Below are 25661 nucleotides of genomic sequence, written 5' to 3'. Positions count from 1 at the left end.
CAAGCCCTGCGACAGCCGAGCGGCTGCCGCACGGCCCGGTTATGGAGTACGCCCCATGAACCCTCACCCTCATCGCCCACAACGGCGCCGCCCGGCTCTGCGCCTAGTCTCCACCAAACGTCTCAGCCGAGCAGACTGGCTCGAAGTCCGCAAACAAGGCCTGGGTGGCAGCGACGCCGCCAGCGCCATCGGCCTCAATCCCTATCAGTCCCCCCTGGAGCTGTGGATGATCAAAACCGGGAGGGAGGACGCGTTGCCCACCGCGCCTCAGGACGACCTCGCCTCCCCCCTGTATTGGGGCACCGTGCTGGAACCCATCGTGGCCGACGCCTACGCCCGTCACACCGGCCGCAAGGTGCGCCGCGTCCACGCGGTCCTGCAACATCCGGATTCGGACAAGGCCTGGATGCTCGCCAATCTGGACTACACCGTGGTCGGGCATCCCGACGTCCAGATCCTGGAGTGCAAGACCGCCGGAGAGTACGGCGCCCGCCTCTGGCGGGACGGGGTACCGGACTACGTTCAATGCCAGGTCCAACACCAGTTGGCCGTCACCGGCAAACAGGCGGCCGATGTCTGCGTGCTGCTCTGCGGCCATGAGATGAAAATCTTCCGCATCCCACGGGACGACGCCGTGATCGAGCGATTGATCGAACGGGAGCGGACGTTCTGGCGCCACGTCGAGAACGACACGCCGCCCCCCGTGGACGGCAGCGCCTCGTCGGACCGGGCCCTGCGGGCGCTCTACCCCCACGACGACGGGGCGGTGCTGGATTTCACCGACGACGCCGGACTGTGCGGCGATTTCGACGAGCTGCTGGATCTGCGCGAGCACCTGGCCCGGCTACAGGCGCGGGAATCCCGGCTCAAGCAACGCCTCCAACAGGCCATGGGCCACGCATCCCGCGCCCTTTTTGGTAACGGCGAGGTGTCCTGGAAGCGCAGCGCCGACAGTACCGTGCTGGACAATGAACGGCTGCTCCAGGTCCATCCCGGATTGCTCAAGCGCTACGGGAAAGTCAAACCGGGCACACGCCGATTTCTGATACGTACATGATCTCTTCCGGGGCGGACGGCCATTTAGCATTGCGGCTAACCCGCCTCATTTCGAGAAAAAACCTTGGCTTCCAAGGGCTTTAGTTCAGGCAGAAGAGCCAGCAGCAGTTTTACCATCGGCTCGGACACCGAAGACCGCGCCCCGCTCCACAGACCTGAAAGTCTTGCGTACTGCTTCGCCCCCTTTGGAAAAAGGTCAGCATCACGATCATACGTCTTTGCTGCGTACGCGATGAGCCGTATGTGCTCAGCCTGGTGATTCAAGGCCTGATTAGCCAGCCACTTCCATGATTGGCGGCTATACACCCGACCATCCCTAATAGAAAGCAGGATTTTTATTAGCGAATGGTAGCTATCAACATCTCCAATCCCCAAGGATTCCAGCCTTGAATGATATATCCCATAGTCGAACTCGCCCGGCTCGCTGTCTTCAATGATCCGCTCTTCAATCTGAGCCAACAGCCCCACTGAAAGCCCCGCTTGAACATCGAAATACTGCTCACTTCCGCTCTGAAGCAGGTGCAAATCCAGGTCCGACAGTTCAACCAGGGCCTGTTTCCAAAAGTAGCCATCCCTATGATGCAGATAGAGCCGCCGCCACATCCTCAAAAACAGCCGGCCTTTCTCTTCTGATAATGACCTTACCTGATCGTCCAGAGAGAAAATAAAGCCTCCATTCTGCTCGGTGATGTCTTTATGGAAGGCGCTCTCTCTTCCCGGCGTAAAGTTCTCCGCCACCCAAACCAATGGGATGTCCAACTCACTGTAGGCAACATGCCGATCCGCGATAACCTGGGTAAACAGAGGGCTTACCTGAAGCTCTATCGCAACCCTCTTGCCGCCCTTTTTGAGCAGGACATCTGGCTTTCTGCGATGTTTCCGACCGTCATTCCCAACACCAGTCACGTAGCGCGTATCAAGAGACTCAAGTTCCAGCCCTGGGCTGATGTGAACCAGCTTGGCGACCCATTCCTTCAGTTTTCTGTGCTTTTCACTTTCGCGAACACCATCATAGATCAGCGCCTCGATCACACCCCTTGCAAGCCCCGACTCTCTGGCCAGATCGCAGCCCTTAGCCGTATTCGGAGCGTGAGAGAAATAGAGGACATGATCACCGCCCATCTTCAGCTTTTTGGAATGGACCTGCAGCGCCGAAAAACATACCGGGCAGCGCAACGTGACCGCGTCATCGCCCCCTTTAGCCTTTTGGATTCGAGCCATATTTCTTACCCGAAACCCAAATACTTGATCTTGGGCAAGCGCTTCGATCGAGATCAACCGCTCTTCTTCCGACTCTTCAGCTAATAGCGCGTACGGAATATGAGGCTGGTGAGGCGCCCTGTAGCTTTCGGACATGCATCCCCCCTATAGAACAAACCGGTGCTCCCAACCAGAAAACCCGAGGCGATCAAGAAAACAAGGCGGTTACCTCGCTTACTCCACGGAGGCCTCCCACCCACGTCACACGGCATTTTCCGAATCGGTATCTACTTTTCGGCCCAAACACCTAATATTCAAGAGGATAACTCCCCATGATTAAAGGTCTTTCCATCACGCCGCCCGTGATCGGCCGGATCAGCATCGGCCGCATCGTCGAAAAAGACGGCAAACGTCGGCCGGAAAAAGACGATCAGTTCACGCTCACCACCCAGATCCAGACCCGCCAGGGCTGGGTCACCCACCCTCTGGACGGACAGCTGCGTGCGGACGCCCCCGGCGGCAAGCTACGGAGCCTACCCGTGCGGCTGTTGTTCAACGATCCGGATCTCAACCTGAGAGCCGATTACACCCGTTTCGATCGCAACACGGGACGTCCTCTGTGTGTGGGGGATGGGGAAACCTGCCGGCGGCGGACCGAGGACGGCGTTCAGTCCTTACCCTGTCCCGGGCCGGAGGCGTGCCCGCTGGCCGGCGAGGGCGCTTGCAAACCCTACGCCCGGTTGAGCGTCCGGATTGGCGATGACGATGATGTCGGTGTGTTTCTGTTTCGAACCACCAGCTACAACAGCATCCGTACCCTCACCGCCCGGCTGCACTATTACCACGCCCTGTCCGGCGGGCACCTCGCCACCCTGCCGCTGTGTCTGAAACTGCGCGGCAAGAGCACCCGGCAAAGTCACGGCACCGCGATCTACTACGTGGATTTGACCCTGCGTGAAGAGCAGCCTCTCGACGTGGCCCTGGTCGAGGCTCGCGATCTGGCGGAGACCCTGGCGGCTCGCGGGTTCGATCAGGCTGCCCTGGATGCCGCCGCCAGAGCGGGGCTGGCCAACGGGGCCTTTGAATACAGTGAGGATGAAGGGCTGGAGGTGGTGGAAGAGTTCCCGCCGGACGCTTCCGGCTCCGAACCGCATAAGAGCGGTCCCAAGTCAGGTGAGGTACCGCCCTCCGGGCTGCGCCAAAAGCTGGGACTGGCTCATCCCTCCGACGCTAATCCAGCGTCTCCATCAAGGCCAGGAGGGCCTGGCGTCGCTTGACCGGCATGCGACGGAAGGAGAGCAACAACGCTTCCTCCGCATCATTGCGTGCCGACAAGGCCTTCGGGGTTTCCGGCAGACCGCCCTCCCCCTCGCCGTAGACCAGCTCGTCCAACGAGACGCCGAGCACCATGCTCAGCCTGTGCAGTAAACGAAAGCCCGGCTTTTCCCGGTCATTTTCCCAGGCAGACACGGAGGCTTTGGTCACCTCCAGCTCAAAGGCCAATTGTTCCTGGGTCATTCCCAGGCGTCGCCGGGCTGACTTCAGACGCGTGTGAAAGCCTGACATTAGGGGGCCTCAGCATGGATGACCCCTAGCACACTATGGAATATCCATACTTTTGTCGTATGGCATAAATAGACCTCAAAAGTATATTTATACCATACTTAATTAGTACGGAATCCGTGAACCAGCCCTCACTTTCCGAACTTGAAATAACTCAAAACACCGCTCTGGCGTCATTGCCCGGCTGACCACCTTTTGGGGAGAAACGGCAAAGCCACATAAGCGGTGATACGGCACGGAAGAGCACACAGAGGACCTCCCCCTGCACCCGGTTCGGGTCCCTTTTGCCGATTGGCAGCTTCAATACCTAAAGGAGTCATCATGATCAAACGATGGACCGGCCTCAGTCTTATCCTGGCCTGCTTGATTCTCACCGCCTGTGGTGGCAGCGGTGGCGGCAGCCACCCTGGTAATAACGGCGGCACCCCACCCACTAATCCCGACGACGGCGGAGACGACAACGGACCACCGCCCGGCACCATTAACGTGTATCCCAAGGCGGATGCCGGACCGGATCAGAACGTCAAGGTAGGGGATACCGTTACCCTCGATGGCTCCGCCAGTTTTGACGAGGATAACGATCCCCTGACCTATCGCTGGAGGTTCGTCTTTGTACCGGATCGCAGCACAAGCGCGGAGCTGAGCGATAAGAGTGCCGTCAAACCGACCTTCGTTGCGGACATGGAAGGCACGTACGAGGTCGAACTGATCGTCAGCGACGGCAAGGCCAACAGCAAAGCGGATACCGTCACCATCACGGTGGCCTCTGCCAATAGCGCACCCACGGCGCACGCTGGTGACGACCAATCCGTGAAGACCGGACAACGGGTCGAGGTGGACGGCCGTGACAGCCAAGACGCCGACGGCGATCTTCTGACCTACCAGTGGTCGTTTGTATCCGTGCCGGACGGCAGTGCGGCGGTACTGGAAGACGCGAGTTCCGTCGTGGCCGCATTCACTCCGGACGTGGACGGTGAATACCGTTTGTCACTGGTGGTGAACGACGGCGTGGTGGACAGCACCCCTGACGAAGTTGTAGTTACTGCCAGTACGCCCAACAGCAAGCCCGTCGCTAACCCAGGCGGTAATCAGACCGTTAATGTCGGCGACACCGTTACTCTGGATGGCAGCAGCAGTCACGACGCCGACAACGATCAGATCACCTATCAGTGGCACTTCGTAACCCGGCCTGCGGGAAGCAATGCAGAGCTCTCTGGTGACACCACGGTATCCCCGAGCTTCACGGCAGATGTCGAAGGGGACTATGTAGTAAGTCTGGTTGTCAATGACAGTCAAGAAGACAGCGACAACGCCAACGTTACGATCACGGCACAAGAAGTAGACCTGCCGCCGGTCGCAGTCATCAACGCTAGCACTACGTCAGCAATGGTGGGCGAGGTCGTTAACCTTGATGCTGATGGCAGCTACGATCCGGAAGGACGCATTCTCCGAGGGACCTGGACGCTGGTCTCAAGGCCGGAAGGCTCCAATGCGGAGATTGATACCAAAATTAACACTTGGAGGGAAATTAGTATCCGGACCGACGTTGCTGGTTCGTACACCATTGAACTCATCGTCACCGAAGGAGGACAAGAAAGCGAACCGGCGCGCGTCGTTATCACGGCAACCGAGCTGAACCGTAAACCTACCGCAGACGCAGGCGAGGACCAGACCGTCAATATCGGCGATCTCGTGACGCTCGATGGCTCTAACAGCATCGACCCCAACGACGATGTCATCAGCTACAGCTGGTCGTTCCGTTCAACGCCGACGGGCAGCGACCTTACTGAACTGACTGACCCCACCAGTGTCGCGCCTTCCTTCACCCCTGACATCGCAGGAGACTACATCGTCCAACTGGTTGTTAACGACGGCGAGTACGACAGTGATCCGGTTACGGTGAAAGTCACGGCTGTGGATCCGCTTATAGACGGTCTGAAACTGGAGTCCTACTCCTTCGGCAGTTGGAACGATGAGACATTGTCGTATGTCTCCAACGGGTCAATGTCTAAGACCGAGACGTGCGTGGGCTCCTGCCCGAACTACGTCACTCTCGAAGAGTATCGGATTACCGCCATCGGAGGAGACTACACGCTCGACAACGTAGAAGCCGTCGTCATCACGCCAGGCTACGATCACCTCAACCCGCTGATCGATGGGCTCTATACGGGCCAAACGATCACCAAAGGCAGTACGGTCAGCTTCGACTTGAACGTAGGCCGTATCAACGTCAATCAAGTCAAAGTGCGGTTCTCATTCGATGTCGTGGAGACAGGAAAACGGTTTGAATCCAACATCACTCTGACTCTCAGGATCTGAACTCTACAACTAGAACGCCCGGGGGAATTTCTCCCGGGCTCTTTCCGCCTGCCAGCTATTCCGCAACAAGTAAAGTGCGAAGGCAATCGGCCAGTTTGCTTGTGCTAGATCTCGGGGACGAACCCCCAATAAACGTACGAATAGTCCTAGTGCAACAACTCGGAAAAGGAATACTGAGTGAAACCCCATCGCAACCCGAGACGGGAGAGCGCCCTCGCAATCGTGATTGTGGGGCTGGGAGTGGCCGCTTTACTTGTTGCCCTGCTCTTCGGAGCAACCGATGAGAAGATCGGCAAGCTCGCCGCTTCCGGCGCCCTGATCCTGGGGATCATCGGCGCCTCACAGCTATGGCGCCAACCTCCTCTGGACCCGCCTCATTCCGACCAAACAGAGGGCAAGCCCTCAACATCAAAGAGAAAAAACCCATGAGACTCATATGGACCCTCTGCGTGCTTACGCTGCTATCCGGCTGCTTCGATCCTACTTTGGACATCAGCACCCGGGAATCCCGGAAAACCTCGTACTTGGCACTCTTGAACAGCCTTCCCGAGGATCAACAGGAGGAGTTCGACGCTCTTGTCATCAAATACCTCGAGGAATACGAGATAGGTGGTCACGTCTACGTCAATGACCTCGAAGATCTCCATGGGCTGACCGCCGCCGAAATCCTGGAGGTCACACAGGAACACAAAGCACGCATAGACAGCATTGTTGCCGAGGAAATGGCGGCACATCAGGAATATCAGGACTACAAAGCCCAAAACCCGGATAAATTCAAGCCCTCAAACTACATGAAGGTCTCAAGACACTACGAACCCGAGTACTTCTCCGGATATCGCTCCGAACTCAAGTTCGTCAACATTTTGAGCCTGGTCGATGAGCTTGAAATTAAAGAACTAACTGTGAATCGGGGGAACTGCCGTATTTATCGGGTAATGGAGGGCCCTGGTGGGAGCCTTCGGCACCCTCTACCCAAGAAAATAAAATACGGTGAGACACTCAAAATACAAGTCGATCATCAATGTAACATTATCGAAGCCCAAATCGTCACAGATCATGGCTCTGGCACCTACACCTTTGACGGATAAACGCCAGCTACCACCAAGGACCGTCGTTCAATTCCTCCTTTCATAGCACAAACCGAGAAAAGACAGTGAAAAATGAACAACACAAAGAACAGACAAACGCCATCTACGTTGCCATGGTGATCGCTTACCTGGCAGCATCCCGAATCATAATATCCCCGGAAAGCGACGGCTTCCTCGAAGGACTTTTTGCCTCTTCATATCTAAAGGCGTTGATGTTAGAGCCAGGCATGGCACCACACGCCCTCTACAGTTCTCTAAAGACGGGAATTCTCATCTCTGTCATCGCGATAGCTTATTTCACCTATATAGGGTCCACCACCAAGATAAAGGTGTCAGCCCTTATCTTGTCTATCCTGGCAGGATCAAAGTGGGTTCTCGAGTACGCTGTCCTGACTTCATTCCTGAACAAGACCACATCTGGCTACGATATAAAGCACTATGTTTACATCGTGTTTATTCTTGCAATTCTTGGGATCGTGGGCATGGCCATAGAGATCGAAGAAAATCAATAAGTTAAGCTCACCGATAAACTACCGAAGAACACAACCTCACCAGCACCAATATCCGGGCCTCTACATCGATAGAGGCCCTTCTCACTATCAGCTTTTCTTTTTTCCTTCGTACGCCATGTCACGTTCTTGTATCCGTTCCACAATCCAAGACTCTATTTCATCAGCCACCCAGCCTGCTGCACGCGCGCCTAAACTGACTTGTTTGGGAAAGCGCCCTTCAGAGATCGCTTTATAAATGGCTGACCGCTTCAGCCCGGTGGTATCCATAACTTCTTTCAACCGCATGATCTTCATGATGATTAACGCCTCGGTATTTTTCTCATGCGATAGGGCTTGGCGGTAAAATATAACCGTTACGACCTTCCCCCCGACTGCACCGAAGGTTCCGGAAACCATCTCCAAACTGCTTTGTGTCCTCTTTGGCCAAATAACTAAGTCGGTTAAATAATCCTGCTATCTGACTATCGCACACTACCGAATGCCGCTTTATCCGGTAGACACCGCCTTCCGGAAAATGCACCAACCCCACCGCTTGCTCCATAGTCCACCCCAACGCACGGGCCCAAGCCGCGACAATACGTTTTGCCAAACCATCTGGACTTGCAATGCGAGGGTCCGCCGGGATATCAGGATCGAACTCGCCCATCCCATTTGCTCGCGGCATTTCGCCAAGGCCTCGGTAGCAATCCCCGTTCAGAAACAAGCACACATGAAAGTGGTGCTGATGAGACACGCCTTGCTCTCTCACGCAAACATATTCGAGTCGACACCGAGGTGCTGTCCTTCCATCCCGCTTACGTTTCATCAGCTCAGCCTCTAGTTGAGCTCGCAATGACTGTATAAACCGTTCTATTAGATCCCCTCGGCGATAATACCCATTTACCGGCAGAGCAAGATCCACCCGCACAGCCATAGTTCTTGGCTGGCTGTGGATAGCCCGTGTCATCGTTTCGTGAATTCGCTCTAAATAGGGGATAAAGAGAGGTCCTCGTTGAAGCTGAACATCGTAGCCTTGCCAAGGGCCTGAGTGATGAAGGGAGAGATTGGTATTATCGTGATTACGTTTTCGCATTTTTAATGCTCCTCAGAACAGTAGTATTCATAGGAGCGAGCCATCATTTATATTTTTATCTTCTCACCTCCCAACCACATCGCCAGCACCTCTTCATTTTCTTACTTATTTTCCATTCATACGAAGAAGATCAATACCAATGACGACGAACCGGTCGAACAGCGCATATTAGTAGATATTCCCAATAACCCTCCCAGAATAGGATGCGCAGCATAACTATATACCGGCATTACCCTGGACCACATTCCATTGCCCTCCTTACTCAAAGCATTTTTCCATCCTCCCGGATTAGACCATTTCCCTCTTTAGACATAGCGATAGAAGCCGTCGATCAGGAACGCTCCTCCAGAAAGTATTTCATTCCCATTAGGAAAATCTACCCAAGGCTACCCGTGCCACTGTCTCTATTTTCAGTAATCAATAGTGCTTTCATCCCAGAATAAAGGCATTTCAGACAGCAATTGCACTCCCTAAACTTCCTCTTGATTATTGTTTTTATTCTCTGTAATTTATACGTGAATTTCTACATGTAGATTACAAGAATGTACGCAAACAGCAGAAAGTCAGCAGCCCCTGTACTAACCATCAGAGAGAAGTATTGGCTGCGCGCCCATTTGGAATTTAACCCTGAGGCGCTTCCTTTTGGGTTCCACAACGAAATAATGAGCATCGAAACAATAGATGAGGACTTATCTGACCGATGGAGTGACAGAGGGATCACTGATTTGGTCAGTGGATGGAGGGAAAGACACTTCCTCCCCGATAATGAGTTGGAGTGGATATCAGCCAGCGATCAAAGACAGTTAATTTGGCTCATTAACGACCTGGCAAAGTACCCTTTGCCAAACACGCCGCCTTTTCGATACTTTCCCCATCCTGAAACCACGCAGCCCGAGAATCGCTATAGTCGCATTATTGCCACAATCGATGATTGGCCGTTAAGCATTGAAAAAAAGCGAGCATTCGTTGGGGACGTCAGGCTACTATGGGGAAAATCAAAAATAGCAGGCAGACAGAGCAGATGGCTTGACAGAAAGAATAATGACCAAATGGATTGGGCTATCGACTACATCAAAAGATGCGATCTCCGACAGCAAGGCCGGACTAGGTTCTCTTTCCCTCACACGGACAATCCGAAAGATAAGCACGCACATATCCTTGGCTTTTTGGATCATTTATACAGTTTAAGCCCTGATGCCCAAGAGCTTTTCATAACGAAGATAAGAAAGACTTGGTCCCAGAAGAAATATCGGGAGTCCGAGAAGGCGAAGAAGCAGGTATACTTCTCGTTAAGCGACGAGGCCAGACGCCACCTTGAACAGCTCGAAAAAGCCCGAAAACAGTCAAAGAATCGCATCATCGAAGACCTGCTCTCACAAGCAGTGAAATCCAGGCCTTTCGAGTAAGCCTCGGCTAACTGGTGGGCAATACGGTGGGCAGCACTCAACAATCCACTCTTAAAAATAAGCAACCCATTGTTTTATAAGGTTTTATTTATTTTTCGCGATAAGCAGATCCAGAATATCGAGTAGAGTCCCCTGGCGTCGGGGAGCGGCTTGCTAGTATGCTCCTTGGTTCTTCTCAGCACCTCCTAGCTGGCAAAACATGAATTGCAGCAAGACAAGACATTCGATCACCGCCCTGCTGCTCAGCTTTTTGATGCTGAGCAGCACCGTGGCAGGTGCCATTGAGGTACCCTACTCGGTGAATGTTGATGCATCATGCCTGATCCATGTTTCCGCTGGTGAACAGCGTGCTGAAACGGTAGAAATCCACACCTCGGATTGTGAGCGTCACCAGTGCTGCCTGCCCCATGGCACAAGCGCCACCCTCACCCATCCACCGTTGTCGGTCAGTCAGGGTTCCGCAGCTAAATGGCGTTTCCCTGCCCATGCACATGCTCCCTCCCTGGCCATTCGCCCTCCTGTGCCACCTCCCAACAGCAACGGTTTGATCTGATTTCAGCTCGGCGATCTTCGCCGTAATCCGTTTCTGGGAGATTGAAATGAAAAGCCGAACCCCTGGCTGGCGCCTCGCCGTGTCGGCCATGCTGTGCCTGGCTGTGCCCGGCCTGCTCATCGCCGACACCCCGGCCGTATCGCCAGGCACCGCCCTACCCCTGCAAGCCGTACTGACCCTTGCCCTGGAACAAAACCCTGGACTCACCGCCTATCCCTACCGGCTCAGGGCCGCCGATGCGGCGGTGCTGCAGTCGGGCCTCAGGCCCCAGCCCGAATTGTCGTTGGAAGTGGAAAACATCGCCGGAAAGGCGCCTCTGAATGGCGTGGAAGGGGCCCAGATTACCGTTGCGCTCAGTCAGTTGATTGAGCTTGGCAACAAGCGCGAGTCGCGCAATGACGTGGCCAGCCGCGCACTCGACACGGAACAGCAGGGCTATGCCATCGCCCGACTCGAGGTGCTGGGCGAAGCGGTGACGCGTTACATTGCCCTGGCACGACATGAAGAAGAGCTGGCACTGGCAAAACGCACGCTTGCCCTGGCCGAAAAGGCGGAAGGCGCCGCCCGCCGCCGCGTGCGCGCCGGCGCGGCCCCGGAGGCGGATCTGACCCGAATGACACTTGCTACCCGTCATGCGGATATTGCCTTCCGCCGTGCGCAGATGGAGCGCCGTCGTGCCAGTCAGCAACTGGCTGCGCTCTGGGGTCAGCAGGGCGCCGATCAACTGCACCCCGCCACGGCGTTGCGGCCGCTACCCACCCTGGCACCACTGGACGAGATCATGAATCGGCTGGAGCACGCGCCGGACCTGCTCAGGCTGGCAAGCGAAACCCGTTTGCATGGGGCACAGAGCCGGCTCGCCAGCGCCCGGGGGAGCCGTGACGTCACCGTGTCCGTCGGTGCTCGCCACGACCGGGAGGGAGATAACAACACCCTGGTGCTGGGCGTCTCCGTTCCGCTGAATTTGAAAAACCCCAATCGCGGTAATATTGCCCGTGCTGAATCCCAGCTTGCAGCCAGCGAAGCGCGGCTGCGGGCCCGCCGGATTGAACTGATGGCCACGCTGGAATCGCTTTACCGCTCGCTGGAGCTGTTGCGTGAGGAACTTGCCCTTATCGAGGAAACCGCCCTCCCCTTGGCCAGACAGCTGTATGCCGGTATCGAAAGCGGCTACCGCACCGGTAGATACAGCCTGCTTGAACTGATCAATGCCCAGCAGGAACAGCTGACACTCGAACACCGGGCCATTGATCTGGCCGCCCAGTTTCATCTGCAACGCAACGAACTGGAACGCCTCACCGGCCTGCCATTTTCCCGGGTCGGCAACCAGGAGGACACTCCATGAGAATGCTTACCCCCTTGTCTCTTGCCTGTCTTTTGACACTCTCCCTGCCAGTGCTTGCGAGCGGAGGCCATGGTCATGAACAAGACCAACATAGCCCCCACGAAGAAACCACCACCGGCCCCCATGGTGGCCTGTTGCTGGAAGAAGACGAGATAACCGTCGAGATACTGAAATCCGAGCATGGGGGCCTGGCTACCATGCAGGCATGGGTCACCCGCGCCGGGAAAGCGGTTAACAAGCTGGCGCTGTCAGCCACACTGACACGACTGGGCGGAGACCAGGAGACGGTCAGGTTCCGCCACGAAGGCTCACACTGGCTTGGCCAGCAGAAAATTCAACCTCCCCACTCCTTCGATATCAGCCTTGAGCTGATGCTCGGCGGGCAGCGCCATGAGTGGCAGTGGGAATCGTACGAGGGACGCGCCGAGATTTCAGAGGCCGCGGCAAAAAAAGCCGGCATCGTCACCCAGGAAGCCAGCGGCGGCGCCATCGACACCGAGATTCAGGCCTACGGACGACTGACCATTCCACCCGAGCGGCGGGCCACTCTTCACGCGCGCTTCCCCGGCCTGGTCACCTCGGTGAAAACCTCGCTGGGCGACGCCGTCACCAAGGGCGATGTACTGGCCGTCGTCGAATCCAATGACAGCCTGCGTGCCTACAGCCTGCGCGCCCCTTTCGATGGCGTGATTCAACAGCGCCATGCCAATGCGGGCGAAGTTACCGGCCAAGAGGCGTTGTTTACACTCATCAACACCGACACCCTGTGGGCGGAACTGACCCTGTTCCCGCAACAACGTGGCGCCGTACAAGCCGGCCAGCCCGTCACCCTGCAGTCTGGTGAGCGACAGTTTGAAAGCCGGATTACCAGCCTGACACCCTCCTCCCGCGATGCCCCGGTCGCCACCGTTATTGCCCGGGTGGCCGTGGACAATGGGGATGACAGCCTGGTGCCTGGCGATCTTGTGGATGCCCGTATCGTCATCGCCAGCGAGCAGGTTCCGCTCCGTGTCGATAACCGTGCCCTGCAGGAAATGAACGGCAGTACCGTGGTCTTCCTTCACGCAGGGAATGCCTATGAAAGCCGTACAGTCACGCTTGGCCGGCGGGACAACCGGTTCAGCGAAGTGCTCGACGGACTCAAGCCGGGTGATCACTACGTCGTCGAGAACAGTTACCTGATCAAGGCCGACATTCTCAAAGCGGGCGCGGCCCACCACCACTAAGGAGAACGCAAGATGATTGATGCCATCGTGCGTTTCTCCATTGAGAGACGCCTTCTGGTGCTGACCCTGGTCCTCGGACTGATTGGCCTGGGCATCTGGAGTTATCAGCGCCTTCCCATAGACGCGGTGCCGGATATCACCAATGTCCAGGTGCAGATCAATACCGAGGCACCGGGTTACTCCCCCCTGGAAGCAGAACAGCGGGTCACCTTTCCGGTGGAGACGGCCCTGTACGGGTTGCCCAGGCTGGACTACACACGCTCGATTTCCCGCTACGGGTTATCGCAGGTCACCGTGGTGTTCAAGGAAGGCACCGACATCTACTTTGCCCGTAACCTGGTCAACGAGCGGTTGAGCGCCATCAAGGGCGCCTTGCCGGATGGTCTGGAACCGGCCATGGGGCCCATGGCCACCGGACTCGGGGAGATATTTCTCTACAGCGTGGAAGCGGAACCCGGTGCCCGCCAACCGGACGGCGGCAAATACGATGCCATTGCCCTACGCGAAATCCAGGACTGGATCATCAAGCCACAACTGGCCCAGGTCCCCGGGGTCGCGGAGGTGAATGGCATTGGCGGCTACGACAAGCAATACCACGTCATGCCCTCACCCAAGCGGCTGCTGCAATTCGGCATCACCCTGGAACAGCTCTCCACCGCATTGCGCAACAACAACAGCAATCGGGGCGCGGGCTACATCGAACGCAACGGCGAGCAACTACTGGTAAGAACACCGGGGCAACTGAAAACCATCCACGACATTGAGAATGTGGTCATCACCGTTCAGGACAGCGCGCCGATCAGGGTCAAGGACGTGGCCACGGTGGCCATCGGCAAGGAGCTGCGCACTGGCGCCTCGACCCGGGATGGCCGTGAAACCGTTCTGGGCACGGTCATGATGCTGATGGGGGAAAACGCCAATCAGGTAGCCCGGGATGTGGCCGAGCGGCTGGAAGCGGTGAAGTCCTCCCTGCCCGACGGCATCAAGGTGGAAGCAGTCTATGACCGTACCACTCTGGTGGAAAAGACCATCGCCACCGTTCGCACCAACCTGCTGGAAGGGGCGTTGCTCGTCATTGCCGTGCTCTTTCTACTACTGGGTAACCTGCGTGCGGCGCTGATTACCGCCGCCGTGATCCCCCTGTCCATGCTGGCGACGATCAGTGGCATGGTCAAAATCGGGGTTTCCGCCAACCTGATGAGTCTGGGCGCGCTGGACTTCGGCCTGATCGTGGATGGCGCGGTGATCATCGTTGAAAACTGTACTCGCCGGTTGTCCCTGGCCCAAAGCCGGCACCGGGCTGTTCTGCCACTGCGTGAGCGACTTCAGCTGGTCTACGAGGCCACCACCGAAGTTATTCGGCCCAGCCTGTTTGGTGTCGCGATCATCACCATCGTGTACATCCCCATCTTCAGCCTCACGGGTGTGGAAGGGAAAATGTTCCACCCGATGGCCGCGACCGTGATCATGGCCCTGCTCGCGGCCATGCTGTTTTCCCTCACCCTGGTACCAGCAGCGGTCGCCGTTTTCATGGGCGGCAAGGTCAGCGAGAAGGAAAGCCCCATCATCCGGTCCGCCAAATCTCTCTATCGCCCGGTGCTGGAACAAGCCCTGGCCCTGCGTCATATCCTGATCGCGATCGCCCTGCTGCTGGTGCTGTTCTGTGGCTGGCTGATGACTACTCTGGGATCGGAATTCATACCGCAACTGGATGAGGGCGACATCGCCATGCACGCCCTTCGCATTCCCGGCACCGGCATCGAGCAATCCGTCGATATGCAAAAAATGCTGGACGAACGCCTGAAGGATTTCGAGGAAATCGACAAAATGGTATCCCGCATTGGTACACCGGAAGTGGCCAACGATCCCATGCCACCCAATGTGTCGGATAATTTCCTGATCCTTAAACCCCGCGAGCAATGGCCTGCCCCCTCCAAGAGCAAGGAGGAGCTGATACGGGAACTGTCCGCGGCCGTCACGGAAGTCCCAGGCAACAATTTCGAGTTTACTCAGCCTATTGAAATGCGTTTCAACGAGCTGATCTCCGGTGTGCGGGCAGACCTGGGTATCAAGGTGTTTGGTGACGACCTGGATACGCTGCTGAAAACCGCCAATGCCATCATGGCCGAGGTACAGGCCATTCCGGGCGCAGCCGATGTTCGCGTCGAGCAAGTGACCGGCCAGCCCATGCTGTCCATCGTTCCCGACCGCGGAGCACTCGGGCGTTACGGCATCACGGTGGACGACGTCCAGCACCTGGTCGCCACGGGTATTGGCGGGGAGCAAGTCGGATTGATTTATGAAGGCGACCGCCGCTTCAAGCTGATGGTGCGCCTGCCCGAGTCCCTTCGTCAGGACGTTGATCGCCTGCGGACGCTTCCCGTGTCACTGCCGACCGGCGGCTACATTCCGCTGAACGAAGTCGCTCGCCTGGAAATCAAACCGGCCCCGGCCCAGATCAGCCGGGAAAATGGCAAACGCAGGGTAGTAGTCACCGCCAACGTGCGCGACCGGGATCTGGGCGGTTTCGTGGAGGCCGCACAACAGCGCATCAACCAGCGAGTCGATCTGCCCAGCGGGTATTGGCTGGATTTCGGCGGCACCTTTGAACAGCTGGAATCCGCCAGACAGCGGCTGATGCTGGTGGTGCCGGTAACTCTGGCCATCATTATCGGCCTGCTGATCATGGCCTTCGGCTCAGTGAAAGATTCGCTGATCATTTTCACCGGGGTGCCGCTGGCACTGACCGGCGGCGTTCTGGCCCTGTGGCTGCGGGGGATGCCTCTGTCCATTTCCGCCGGAGTCGGTTTTATTGCCCTGTCCGGCGTGGCGGTGCTCAACGGCCTGGTGATGGTGGCCTTTATCCGTGATCTCTGGCATCAGAGCGGAGATCTGCGCCATGCCGTCATCGAAGGCGCGCTGATCCGCTTGCGGCCGGTGCTCATGACCGCACTGGTTGCCAGCCTGGGCTTTGTACCCATGGCACTGAACACAGGCACCGGCGCGGAAGTCCAGCGTCCGCTGGCAACAGTGGTCATCGGTGGCATCCTTTCCTCAACCCTGTTGACACTTCTGGTATTGCCCGTGCTTTACCACTGGCTGCACAGGGGTCATGAAAAGGCGTGAAGTAAACGGCATACATGTGAACACAGGACAATACGCCCTGTGTTCGCCGGCTCTCCGGGGGTTTTCTTTTTCGAGACCAACAGCGCCCTAACCGTCCATCCTGTTCTCTTCCCTCAACTCAGCAAGTTGGCGGGTAATCAATTCCCCAACACGACGGCTCACCCCGAAGTCTCCAGCAACCGAAGCGAAATCAGAAAGTACCTCCACGATTTCGGCAATATCCTGTCGTGCCTGCTCCCATTTGCCATAGCCCGCACGCTCCGCCAATGTCTGAATAGCTTGCAATGACGGACTTTTACCGAAGCCGGCATAGGCGGTAGCGTGCTCCTGGAACGGATGAGGGCTGAAGGTCACGTCATAGAAAGGCGCCGGCGCCCACTCGCCAGCATCATCCTGAAGAAAAGCCCAGTTCTTGCTGTGGTCATCCTGATTACAGGCGAACAGGTTGAACATGGCCCGGCGGAACTGAAGTTTACCCACCGCCGGCGACCGACAAAGGTGACGGCTGGCCTTGATCAGGTCTTCGTAGTCCAGGCTCGGCGTCCGGAAATCCGCATCCAGCAGGCCGCAGGCACTGTGCATGTGAAGGCGTCCGGCCTTTTGCGGGTGACTCACCCAGTCAAACCGCTTCACCCCAAGCCAGGCACGGGCCCCGCTTTGCTCCGGCGCATCGAACAGACGCCACTGCGGCGGCTGCAGTCCCAATTTTCCGGCCAGGTGCAGATAAGCGGCTTCACAAAGCCCCTCCTCATGGCCCAGTGGCAGATTCCGCGAGGTGAACTTGACCAGCCAGGCCTCATCCCCGGGCCTTGCCATTGTGTGGCAGCGATTCGGCTCATCCGGGGAGATAAACAGCTGCGCCTTGGGCCTGGCACCGCCGGAACTTCCGGCAGCCACCAAATCCGCCAGCACATCCTCCGTCTGATCATCGAAAAAGGCCTGCGCCTCCATACCCAGAGTCGCCAGATCGATCTCCCCTGTCGATGCGACTTGATATTCAGAGGTGGGAGCAAATGACAAAGCGCCCATCCCAGAGGCACCAACAAATGCCAAACGATCCATGGCGCTGATCTGGGCAGGGAGAACCCCATGCTGGCGGAACACGCGATCCTGCAACAGAGCCCCCCAGCCGTCGGGCAGACTGTCCGCGAAAAGACCATGCAGACCCATGTGTGGTGTTCTGGGTGCCATCTGCAGTTCCGTGGTTGCCTTTAACCCAAACGGCGAAAGGTTGCCGAATCGCCCCAGATAGTCGGCATCGTACTGAAAGAACACACCCTGCCGGTTCTGCGCCAACGCCCCCACGGTTACCGCCTGTCCGGTAGCCAGCGTACGTGTCACCATCAGCTTGCGAACCGGTTTAAAGGTCATCCTTCAATACCTCATCGATACTGGAGGGCATCCCGGCTTCCCCAGGGGAATGACGGGTTAACGCGTACAGGCGGCGCAGATCATCCAGGCTCTGCCAGAGAAACAGCAGCTGCCGGAACGAGATCTGCCCGGTGAGTTCGAATTTCTTGATGGTGGAGGCCGGCACTCCACTCCGCTCGGCCAGGGCATCGCGAGACAGCTTGGCCTGCTTGCGCAAACGCCGCAGGTGAGCAGCAAAGGCTTGCTGTACATCGATGTCATCGAGCAAAGAGATCATCTTCCGCCAAAAATGGACATTACTGTGTCCAATGATGACACAATCAGAGAATAATAGATATTATGATGGCCAAAAGATTCGCCAGCAGGGCTGGCTCCCACAGCGGCTTAGGGTCGCCCTGCTGTGGAAGTGGTTTACTTGGCTTTGCCGCGCGGGTGATACCTAAACCGTCACCAGAAATTCAGAATATCGAGTAACCGGAGCCGCTATGGTCGAGCATGCCATCACCGTTTTCCTGGCGTTCTTCGCGATCATGAACCCGATCGCCAATACCGCGGTGTTCGCCGGTCTCACCGGGGATAAGAGCCAGACCGAGCAGCAGCGTATCGCCACCAAGGCGCTGATCATCACTTTTGTGATCATTTTGTTGTTCGCGGCTCTGGGCAAATCCATTTTCGAGCTGTTCGGCATCACGCTGCCGGCGCTGAGGATCACCGGGGGGATACTGGTCTTCCTGGTCGGTTATCACATGCTGCAGGGCAGCAATTCCAAACTGCATACGGAACCGGACGACGGCGACTCGGATATTGCCGTCTCCCCTCTGGCGGTCCCCTTGCTGGCCGGGCCGGGCACCATCGCCACGGCAATGAATTATTCCGCCTCCGGCGGCTGGGCGGCGATCATCATCACTTGCCTGGTCTTTCTGGCGCTCTGCCTGATCACTTTCATCTGTTTTTTGTTCAGCGCGCGGATCATCGCCGTCATCGGCCAGAACGGCCTGAGTATCGTGACGCGCCTGATGGGGCTGATCCTGGCGGTGATCGGCACGCAAATGCTGATCGCCGGCATCCAGGGCGCGGTGCATTTCACCTCTTCCGGTTAACTCCCCAGGCCGCCGCGGGCGGTACGCTCAACCAAACCTTTCCGGCAGGAACAAGATCAGATCCGGCACCCCCATCAACAGCAACAACACCACGGCGTCCATCACCAGGAACCAGAACACCCCCTTGAAAATGGCGCTGGTGGATACCAGGTCGCCGACCACGCTCTTTATCACGAAGATATTCATGCCCACCGGAGGCGTCACCATGCCCATTTCCAACAGCTTGGTCAGCACCACACCAAACCAGATCAGACTGAGGCCAGCGCTGTCGATGATCGGCAAAACGATCGGCAGGGTGAGCAGCATGGCGCCGATAGGTTCCAGAAACATGCCCAGCAAAAGATAAACGCAGACAATAATCAGCAGAATCGCCACGGTGTCGGCGCCGGCGTTCAGCACCAGCGAGGAAAGATAGTCGCCGGCGCCGGATAAGGACAAGAAGCGGGTCAGCAGGCTGGCGCCCATGGCGATAATCAGCAGGGCGCCGGTGGTCAGTAAGGTTTCCTGTATCGCCGCGCGAAACCGGGCCCAAGTCAGGGTGCGCTTGCACAATGCCACGATACAGGAGAGCGCCGCGCCTACCGCGCCGGCCTCCGTGGGCGTGAACAATCCGGCGAACATGCCACCGAAGATGCCCACCATGATCAGCAGGATCGGCCAGATATCCCACAGCGCCGCCACCTTTTCTTTCAGTGACACTCGCGAATCGGTACGCGGCGCCAGCGACGGATCCAGCTTCACACGTAGCATCACCACCGCGATGTAACCCGCCACGGTAATCAGGCCGGCGGCGATCCCACCCAGAAACAATTTGCTGATCGACTGCTGAGCGATGATGCCGTAGAGGATCATGATGATCGATGGCGGTAGCAAAGCACCGACGGTGCCGGCGATGGAAACCGTGCTGGTCGCCAATCCCGAATTGTATTTCTGGTCAATCATCTCCGGCACGGCAACGCGCCCCATGGCGGCGGAGCAGGCCACGGAGGAACCGCATACCGCGGCAAAGCCGGTGGTTCCGAAAATGGAGGCCACCGCCAGGCCGCCCGGCACCGAGGACAGCCACAGCCGCGCGGCCCTGAATAATCCCTGAGTCAGTTGGGCGTGGAAACAGACGTAGCCGAGCAAAAGAAACATGGGTACCGAACTGAGCACCCAGTTGGCGGAGAACTGATAGGGGATCAGCCCCAACGATCCCCAGGCGATGCCCCACCCCATCAGGTACCACAACCCACCGAAGGAGACGCCGATAAGCGCGATGCCCACCGGCATGCGCAAGGCGATCAGCGCGAACAACACCACCAGGCCACCAAGGCCAATCTGGACTTCGGTCATGCCGATTCCCCCGTGGCGCGGTGGGTACCATTCGGTCTCCGCGCGTCATCGGCGCTCCGCTGCTGCCCGGGTCCGTCGAACCCGGATTCGCCGCCGATGACATAGATCAGGAATTTGTAGAGCAGCGTCAGCACCATAAGCCCCAGCCCGATGGGCAGAACAAAATAGCCCGGCCAAATGATGATGGAAGTGCCGCCTTCCACCAGGGCCGCTCCCATCTGATAACGGGACACCGCTTCTATTCCGGTTTTCACCGTCATGAAGCCGAGTATGATCGCCGACAGCAGGATCAGCCAATGGGCCAGATGGAACTGGAGCCGTTGTGGCAGCCGTTCGCTCACCACTTCCACGCTGATATGGGCGCCCAGCTTTTCCGCGTAAGCCAGGGGCAGAAAGGCGGCGACGATCATGTAGTAGTTGGACACATAGGTGATGGTGCCGGGAATCGGTGTTGAAAAAAGATAACGCAGCAATACGTCCAGGCTGATGTGGATCATCATCAAAGCAATGGCGAGCCCGCCCACCAGCGTCGTCATGTCCGTCACCCCGGAGAGATAACGCCCCAACCGATACATAGTCTTTCCTCGAGAACCGGGAATACGAAGTGAAAGCCGGTGATACCTTTTAACGGCTGGGTTCGATGACCACGGTGGCACTGCCCACGGTGGTGGCCTCCCCACGTTGATTGATGATCCTGAGATCCAGGGTAACGATGTCTCCATCAACGCCGGTCACTTCGCCGGTGGTGCTCAGCACGTCACCCACATAGGCGGCACGGCGATTGCTGTAAGCGAATGCTGTCAGGGTCCCGTTCCCGCCCAGCCACTCGTAGACCATTTGGGTCAGCCAGTCACCTTGCAGAGGACCATCGATCAACAGTTGCGGATGCCCTTCAGCTTCCTGGGTGTAGGGCAGATCATAGTGAATGCGGTGAGGGTTCCAGATGGCGGCGTTGTACAGAAAAAGCTGAACGGTATCCGCATGCCAGGTCCGCCCGGTTAATTTTTCGCCGGCCTCAATACGCTTTTTCATCATCGTTGTCACCTCGCAATCCGGGTCAGACGTTCGGTAACCACCGGTTCGCCATCACGGGTTTCAAATCGGTTTTCGAATACCAGGAAAAGCAACGGCCCCTCGGCCCCGGTCTTCTCAAACACCTCAACGAATTTCTGCCGGCAAACCAGGGTATCCCCGGCGTAAACCTTGCGGTGTATCTGGTATTCACTACCGCCGGCCATGATGCGGTTAAGCGGCAATGGCGGCATCAGGCCGCTGTCCGGTTGGCGGCCGTCCGGCAACAGCCGGTCCAGCGGTACCACTGGCATCATTGCCGCGAACAGGTAAAGCAGTGGGGCCTCGTCACCACTGAGGTAACGCTCAAGCCGCTGGCCCGTGGCCACGGCGTACTTCTTCAGGTCACCACGGGAGATTTCAAACTCAAAAGGCGGAAGCTCGGCACCGACATGGTTCTTGAGTTCCTCGGTAAGCACAGTCATGACGCACCTCGGTCAGGTTGGTGTAAACCGGGCGGCCAGGCCGCCCGTATCGGATCAGAGGCCGTGCTTGGAGACATCCACTTTGGAGAAAATTTCATTCCAGTACAGGTCGGCGAGCTGTTGTTCACTGTCCACGCTCTGAACCAGGCCGGCCCATTTCTCCAACAGTTCACGGAAATCCGCGATCATCTCCTGGCCTCGACTGACGTTGTACCGTTTTTGATAGTCGGTGGCGATGAAATCCATGTCCTTCTCGATAAAAGCATTGGTCTTCGCCACCAGGTCCGGGTCGGCGTGATGAATCTTGACGCCGCGTTGTTCCGCTTCCGACAGGATACGGTCTTCATGCTGGTGGTAGATCCAGGGAATACCGGCGGTGAACGCGCTGGCGGCACGCAGCATCCGCGTTCTCTGTTGCGGAGAAAGGGACTTCCAGGTGTCGGCGTTGATATTGGTACCGGCTACCGGCATCGGGCCACCGGGCACATCCATGTTGATGTCGGTCACCACATCCGCGAGCCCGAAATTATGAATCTCCGGTGAAGCCAATACGATGCAACCCACGACGCCTTGACTCAACGCCTCATACATTTCATTGGCGGACATGGTCACCGGAGAGGCACCCACCGCCTCGGTCCAGCGTGACCAGTTAGCGGCCCCGACTCTAAGACGCATGCCACTGAGGTCCGCCGCACTTTCCACTGGCCGGTTGCATACCAATCCGTAGGAAGAGCCGCCGGTGCTCCCGGTGTACACCTGATTCTGTTTGGCGAACTCCTGGTTGCATTCCGGACAGTGGAAAAAAGTAAACTCGGAGAGCGCGCCCATGAAGACCATGCCTTCCTTGCCGCGCACCTTGTCACCCAGCAGACCCAGCAACATGGACGATTCCACCGCCACGTTGCTGTGCGGAAATTCGGCGGGGAAATAGGACGTCAGCACAAAGCCGATATCCGCCATGCCGTCCCGCAGACCACCGGACGTCTCGGCGAAATTCAGCAAGGACATGGGAAAGACACGGACCTTCAAATCACCTTCGGTCAGTTCACTGACGGATTCCGCATACTGCTTTGCCACGTCCACGACAAAAGAACTGGGAGGGTGGCCAATGGCGTAACGCAGGGTTCTGGCCTCGACGGAGAGCGCGGCCACCCCACTGAGCATGGCCAGCGCCACAATCACTAAGCGTTTCATAGTGTGGTTTCCTTTGTTATTTAATAATTAATGGGAACGGCGTCAGATCACGCCGTTCCGTTTGAGGGATTCGAATTCGTCATCATCCTTGCCCAGCCAGTCCCGATAAATCCGCTCGTTGTGTTCACCTACTTCCGGTGCCGCCGCGTTCATTTCTCGGGTGCCGCCGGACAGCTTCACCGGATTGCCGAACACCTCGAAATCCACGCCCCGGTATTGCACCGGGATCACCATGTCGCGTAACCGCACATGAGGGTCCGCCACCACTTCGTCAATGCTCTTGATCGGTGACAACGGGAAACGGGCGCCGGTCATTTCTTCCAGTTCCGCCTTGGTATGACGGCCGCACCATTGTTCCACCAGCGGTTTCACCCGACGCTCATAGACGTCCTGATCAAAGCGCTTGGCCATGGTGTTGATTTCCGGGTCATCGAGGAGGTGCTCGTCACCGAAGACAATGCAGGCCTCGCGCCAGAATTTGTCGGTGTAGGCGCCAAAGAACACATAGCCGTCCTTACAGGCGTATCGGCCATAGGGCTTGACGAAAGGATGCCCATTACCTTCGGGCACCGTGATCTTGCCGGATGCGGTGTAGGTCACCAGCGCGTTCTCGGTGAGCGAGATAATGGAATCCTGCTGGGAAATATCCACGCGCTGACCGATGCCGGTTTGTTCCGCCTGACGCAGGGCCCCCAAAGTGCCGATGGCGCCGTACAGGGCCGCGCTCAGATCACCCAGCACGGTGCCCACCCGCATCGGTTCTTCCACCGTACCGTTCATGGACCACAGTCCGCCGGTGGCCTGGGCGCTGCTATCAAACGCCGGGCGCGGCGAGTTCGGACCGGTCTGCCCAAAGCCGCTGATGCAGGTGAGAATGATGGCGGGATTCGCCTCGGCCAGCACATCGTAGCCCAACCCCAGTTTATCGAGCGTGCCGGGCCGGAAGTTCTCGATGACGATGTGCGCTCTGGCCACCATTTGTAAAAAGGTGTCACGACCTTCCGTTTTTTTCAGGTCCAGACTCACCGCCATTTTGTTGCGGTTGTACTGGGCAAAGAAGCCGCTGATCGCCGCGCCGGCCTGATCCACCAAAGGCGGGAATTCCCGTGTCAGGTCCGGATCCAGAGGATGTTCGATCTTGATCACCGTCGCCCCCATGTCGGCCAGCAACATGGCGCAATAGGGGCCCGCCACGACCCGGGTCAGGTCAAGGATAACGACGCCCTTGAGCGGACCTTCTGATGCAACGGGAATATCGGTTTGATGGGGCATGGGGCCTCCTCGTCTTGTTGTCATTATGATGCTCACGGACGGCGCCGCTCATCGGCGCCACCCGCGAACCGATCATAGACGCTGTCTCACTCGCTTTGCCGTTTTTCGTGCAACCGTTTATCCCTCAACAACGCTTCCGCGTGATCGGCGCGCACGTCCCGGGCGCTGACCATACGCTCCACCACGTAGGCGATCTCCTCACCACGGGCGCCGGCCGACAGCGCGATGTTGCGGGCGTGCAGGGCCATATGGCCGCGCTGAATGCCTTCCGTCGCCAGCGCTCGCAGCGCCCCCAGGTTCTGAGCCAGCCCCACGGCCACCGCCACTTCCGCCAGTTCCTGAGCACTGGACACGCCGAGAATTTTCAACGCCAGTCGCGCCAGAGGGTGCGTTTTGGTGGCGCCCCCCACCAGGCCCACCGGCATTGGCATTTCAATGGTCCCCACCAGGGCGCCTTCCCGATCTTTCTCCCAGGTGGTGAGGGAACCGTAATGACCGTCACGACAGGCATAGGCATGGGCGCCCGCTTCCACCGCGCGCCAATCATTACCGGTGGCGACGATCAAAGGGTCAATGCCATTCATGATGCCTTTGTTGTGGGTGGCCGCCCGGTATGGATCCACGGCGGCGAAAGCGTAAGCATCAATAATACGTTCGATCACGTCCTCACCTTTGTAATCCGCGGTGTCCAGATGCTCCGGAGCAATCCGTATCTGGGCACGGGACAACCGCAGATCGGCGAGGTTGGAGAGAATCCGCAGCCGCACCGTGCCGCCGGTAATCTCTTCCATCAGCGGCGCCACCGCCTCGGCCATGGTATTCACGGTGTTAGCCCCCATCGCATCCCGCACATCCACCAGCAGATGAGCCACCACCATCGGTCCGCGCGGACTGTCGGCGAAGGTGTGAATGTCGAGATCGCGGCAACCGCCACCGAGTTGGTTGAGGAGCTGGTCCTTGCTGTTGGCCAGGTCGAGGATGCGCTGCTTGTGACGCAGCAGACTGAGACGGGCGTTGACCGGATCGGAAACACCGATGATCTGGATCTGCGCACGCATCAGCGGGGTACTGGAGGAGGTCAGGAAGCCACCCGCCGGACGCGCCAGCTTTGCCATGAAGGATGCCGCCGCCACCACCGAGGGCTCTTCCACCGCCATGGGCACCAGCACCTCCTTGCCATTAACCAGGAAGTTCCCGGCAACCGCCAAGGGCAGCTCGAACCTGGCGATGACGTTTTCGATCATGCCATCGGCGATTTCCAACGGCAGAGCGCCGGCATTACGCAGCAGATCCAACTCCTCGTCGGACAGATCCAGCCGGGATTGCAGATGATCCAACCGCTCGGCGGGAGACAGGTTGCGAAAACCGGGAAGCAGGGAACTGTAACTCACGGGTCACCTCTGTGACGTCATTGTTGTTAGGTGGTT

At 57.7% G+C, this 25661-nt stretch carries 25 protein-coding genes; 12 read left to right on the top strand and 13 right to left on the bottom strand.

Annotation, left to right across the window (positions count from 1 at the left end; translation table 11 throughout):
* Nucleotides 1–55: 55 nt before the first annotated feature.
* Entirely contained in the window at nt 56–1057 is a 1002-nt protein-coding gene (locus E0L37_RS20090) for a YqaJ viral recombinase family protein (RefSeq protein WP_133493426.1), read from the top strand.
* Between the two features lie 35 nt (nt 1058–1092).
* On the opposite strand, the gene E0L37_RS20085 is transcribed toward E0L37_RS20090, so the two are convergent.
* A complete protein-coding gene (locus tag E0L37_RS20085; protein ID WP_133493425.1) occupies nt 1093–2412 on the bottom strand; it encodes a DUF6035 family protein in 1320 nt (439 codons plus the stop codon).
* Nucleotides 2413–2588: 176 nt separating this feature from the next.
* Here E0L37_RS20085 and E0L37_RS20080 point away from each other — a divergent pair, with 176 nt between their 5' ends.
* Entirely contained in the window at nt 2589–3533 is a 945-nt protein-coding gene (locus tag E0L37_RS20080; protein WP_133493424.1) for a hydrolase or metal-binding protein, read from the top strand.
* On the opposite strand, the gene E0L37_RS20075 is transcribed toward E0L37_RS20080, so the two are convergent.
* Nucleotides 3487–3822 carry a helix-turn-helix transcriptional regulator gene (locus tag E0L37_RS20075; protein ID WP_133493423.1) on the bottom strand — a complete coding sequence of 112 codons (336 nt, stop codon included), beginning with the start codon at nt 3820–3822 and terminating at the stop codon, nt 3487–3489. The genes E0L37_RS20080 and E0L37_RS20075 overlap by 47 nt on opposite strands.
* A gap of 318 nt (nt 3823–4140) precedes the next feature.
* Between E0L37_RS20075 and E0L37_RS20070 the strand changes: the two genes are divergently transcribed.
* From E0L37_RS20070 to E0L37_RS20055, 4 genes are all read left to right on the top strand, one after another.
* The gene (locus tag E0L37_RS20070; protein WP_133493422.1) at nt 4141–6138 is read left to right on the top strand and encodes a PKD domain-containing protein; all 1998 of its coding nucleotides are present in this window, start codon (nt 4141–4143) and stop codon (nt 6136–6138) included.
* Between the two features lie 177 nt (nt 6139–6315).
* Nucleotides 6316–6567 (top strand): hypothetical protein, encoded by a 252-nt coding sequence (locus tag E0L37_RS20065; protein WP_133493421.1) that lies wholly within the window; start codon nt 6316–6318, stop codon nt 6565–6567.
* On the top strand, nt 6564–7226 hold the full coding sequence (locus tag E0L37_RS20060; protein ID WP_133493420.1) for a DUF6694 family lipoprotein: 663 nt from the start codon (nt 6564–6566) through the stop codon (nt 7224–7226). The genes E0L37_RS20065 and E0L37_RS20060 overlap by 4 nt, the downstream gene beginning before the upstream one ends.
* Before the next feature lie 65 nt (nt 7227–7291).
* Nucleotides 7292–7738 carry a hypothetical protein gene (locus E0L37_RS20055; RefSeq protein ID WP_133493419.1) on the top strand — a complete coding sequence of 149 codons (447 nt, stop codon included), beginning with the start codon at nt 7292–7294 and terminating at the stop codon, nt 7736–7738.
* 87 nt (nt 7739–7825) lie between these two features.
* Here E0L37_RS20055 and E0L37_RS21815 read toward each other — a convergent pair whose 3' ends face one another.
* Nucleotides 7826–8134, bottom strand: a complete 309-nt coding sequence (locus E0L37_RS21815) for an AlpA family transcriptional regulator (protein ID WP_240687521.1) — start codon at nt 8132–8134, stop codon at nt 7826–7828.
* A complete protein-coding gene (locus E0L37_RS21960; RefSeq protein WP_370450644.1) occupies nt 8058–8651 on the bottom strand; it encodes an inovirus Gp2 family protein in 594 nt (197 codons plus the stop codon). The genes E0L37_RS21815 and E0L37_RS21960 overlap by 77 nt, the downstream gene beginning before the upstream one ends.
* A 701-nt stretch (nt 8652–9352) precedes the next feature.
* Here E0L37_RS21960 and E0L37_RS20040 point away from each other — a divergent pair.
* The 5 genes from E0L37_RS20040 to E0L37_RS20020 all read left to right on the top strand — a co-directional run bounded on the left by E0L37_RS20040 (nt 9353) and on the right by E0L37_RS20020 (nt 16466).
* The gene (locus E0L37_RS20040) at nt 9353–10216 is read left to right on the top strand and encodes a hypothetical protein (RefSeq protein WP_133493416.1); all 864 of its coding nucleotides are present in this window, start codon (nt 9353–9355) and stop codon (nt 10214–10216) included.
* Between the two features lie 199 nt (nt 10217–10415).
* Nucleotides 10416–10769: a hypothetical protein gene (locus E0L37_RS20035; RefSeq protein ID WP_133493415.1), complete on the top strand. Its 354-nt coding sequence runs from the start codon at nt 10416–10418 to the stop codon at nt 10767–10769.
* A 46-nt stretch (nt 10770–10815) separates the two neighbouring features.
* The gene (locus E0L37_RS20030) at nt 10816–12114 is read left to right on the top strand and encodes a TolC family protein (RefSeq protein ID WP_133493414.1); all 1299 of its coding nucleotides are present in this window, start codon (nt 10816–10818) and stop codon (nt 12112–12114) included.
* The gene (locus E0L37_RS20025; RefSeq protein WP_240687520.1) at nt 12111–13340 is read left to right on the top strand and encodes an efflux RND transporter periplasmic adaptor subunit; all 1230 of its coding nucleotides are present in this window, start codon (nt 12111–12113) and stop codon (nt 13338–13340) included. Before E0L37_RS20030 ends, E0L37_RS20025 begins: the two co-directional genes overlap by 4 nt.
* A gap of 12 nt (nt 13341–13352) precedes the next feature.
* Entirely contained in the window at nt 13353–16466 is a 3114-nt protein-coding gene (locus E0L37_RS20020; RefSeq protein WP_133493413.1) for an efflux RND transporter permease subunit, read from the top strand.
* An 87-nt stretch (nt 16467–16553) separates the two neighbouring features.
* Here E0L37_RS20020 and E0L37_RS20015 read toward each other — a convergent pair whose 3' ends face one another.
* Both E0L37_RS20015 and E0L37_RS20010 read right to left on the bottom strand, forming a co-directional pair.
* The gene (locus E0L37_RS20015) at nt 16554–17837 is read right to left on the bottom strand and encodes a type II toxin-antitoxin system HipA family toxin (protein WP_133493412.1); all 1284 of its coding nucleotides are present in this window, start codon (nt 17835–17837) and stop codon (nt 16554–16556) included.
* On the bottom strand, nt 17827–18114 hold the full coding sequence (locus E0L37_RS20010) for a helix-turn-helix domain-containing protein (protein ID WP_133493411.1): 288 nt from the start codon (nt 18112–18114) through the stop codon (nt 17827–17829). Before E0L37_RS20010 ends, E0L37_RS20015 begins: the two co-directional genes overlap by 11 nt.
* Before the next feature lie 208 nt (nt 18115–18322).
* On the opposite strand from E0L37_RS20010, the gene E0L37_RS20005 reads away from it, so the two are divergent.
* Nucleotides 18323–18937: a MarC family protein gene (locus E0L37_RS20005; protein ID WP_133493410.1), complete on the top strand. Its 615-nt coding sequence runs from the start codon at nt 18323–18325 to the stop codon at nt 18935–18937.
* 27 nt (nt 18938–18964) lie between these two features.
* On the opposite strand, the gene E0L37_RS20000 is transcribed toward E0L37_RS20005, so the two are convergent.
* The 7 genes from E0L37_RS20000 to E0L37_RS19970 all read right to left on the bottom strand — a co-directional run bounded on the left by E0L37_RS20000 (nt 18965) and on the right by E0L37_RS19970 (nt 25625).
* Nucleotides 18965–20272 carry a TRAP transporter large permease gene (locus tag E0L37_RS20000; protein WP_133493409.1) on the bottom strand — a complete coding sequence of 436 codons (1308 nt, stop codon included), beginning with the start codon at nt 20270–20272 and terminating at the stop codon, nt 18965–18967.
* The gene (locus tag E0L37_RS19995) at nt 20269–20847 is read right to left on the bottom strand and encodes a TRAP transporter small permease (protein ID WP_097059048.1); all 579 of its coding nucleotides are present in this window, start codon (nt 20845–20847) and stop codon (nt 20269–20271) included. The genes E0L37_RS20000 and E0L37_RS19995 overlap by 4 nt, the downstream gene beginning before the upstream one ends.
* Before the next feature lie 49 nt (nt 20848–20896).
* A complete protein-coding gene (locus E0L37_RS19990) occupies nt 20897–21307 on the bottom strand; it encodes a hypothetical protein (protein ID WP_133493408.1) in 411 nt (136 codons plus the stop codon).
* Between the two features lie 5 nt (nt 21308–21312).
* Nucleotides 21313–21768, bottom strand: a complete 456-nt coding sequence (locus E0L37_RS19985; protein ID WP_097059050.1) for a MaoC family dehydratase N-terminal domain-containing protein — start codon at nt 21766–21768, stop codon at nt 21313–21315.
* A 54-nt stretch (nt 21769–21822) separates the two neighbouring features.
* A complete protein-coding gene (locus tag E0L37_RS19980; RefSeq protein WP_133493407.1) occupies nt 21823–22962 on the bottom strand; it encodes a C4-dicarboxylate TRAP transporter substrate-binding protein in 1140 nt (379 codons plus the stop codon).
* 42 nt (nt 22963–23004) lie between these two features.
* Nucleotides 23005–24234, bottom strand: a complete 1230-nt coding sequence (locus E0L37_RS19975; protein WP_133493406.1) for a CaiB/BaiF CoA-transferase family protein — start codon at nt 24232–24234, stop codon at nt 23005–23007.
* A gap of 86 nt (nt 24235–24320) precedes the next feature.
* The gene (locus E0L37_RS19970; RefSeq protein WP_133493405.1) at nt 24321–25625 is read right to left on the bottom strand and encodes a hydroxymethylglutaryl-CoA reductase, degradative; all 1305 of its coding nucleotides are present in this window, start codon (nt 25623–25625) and stop codon (nt 24321–24323) included.
* Nucleotides 25626–25661 lie beyond the last annotated feature (36 nt).

The sequence above is a fragment of the Alcanivorax sp. 24 genome (assembly GCF_004360225.1).
GTDB lineage: Bacteria > Pseudomonadota > Gammaproteobacteria > Pseudomonadales > Alcanivoracaceae > Alloalcanivorax > Alloalcanivorax xiamenensis.
The sequence above is the reverse complement of the archived record's forward strand: the minus strand, read 5'-3'. Positions and strand labels throughout refer to the sequence as shown.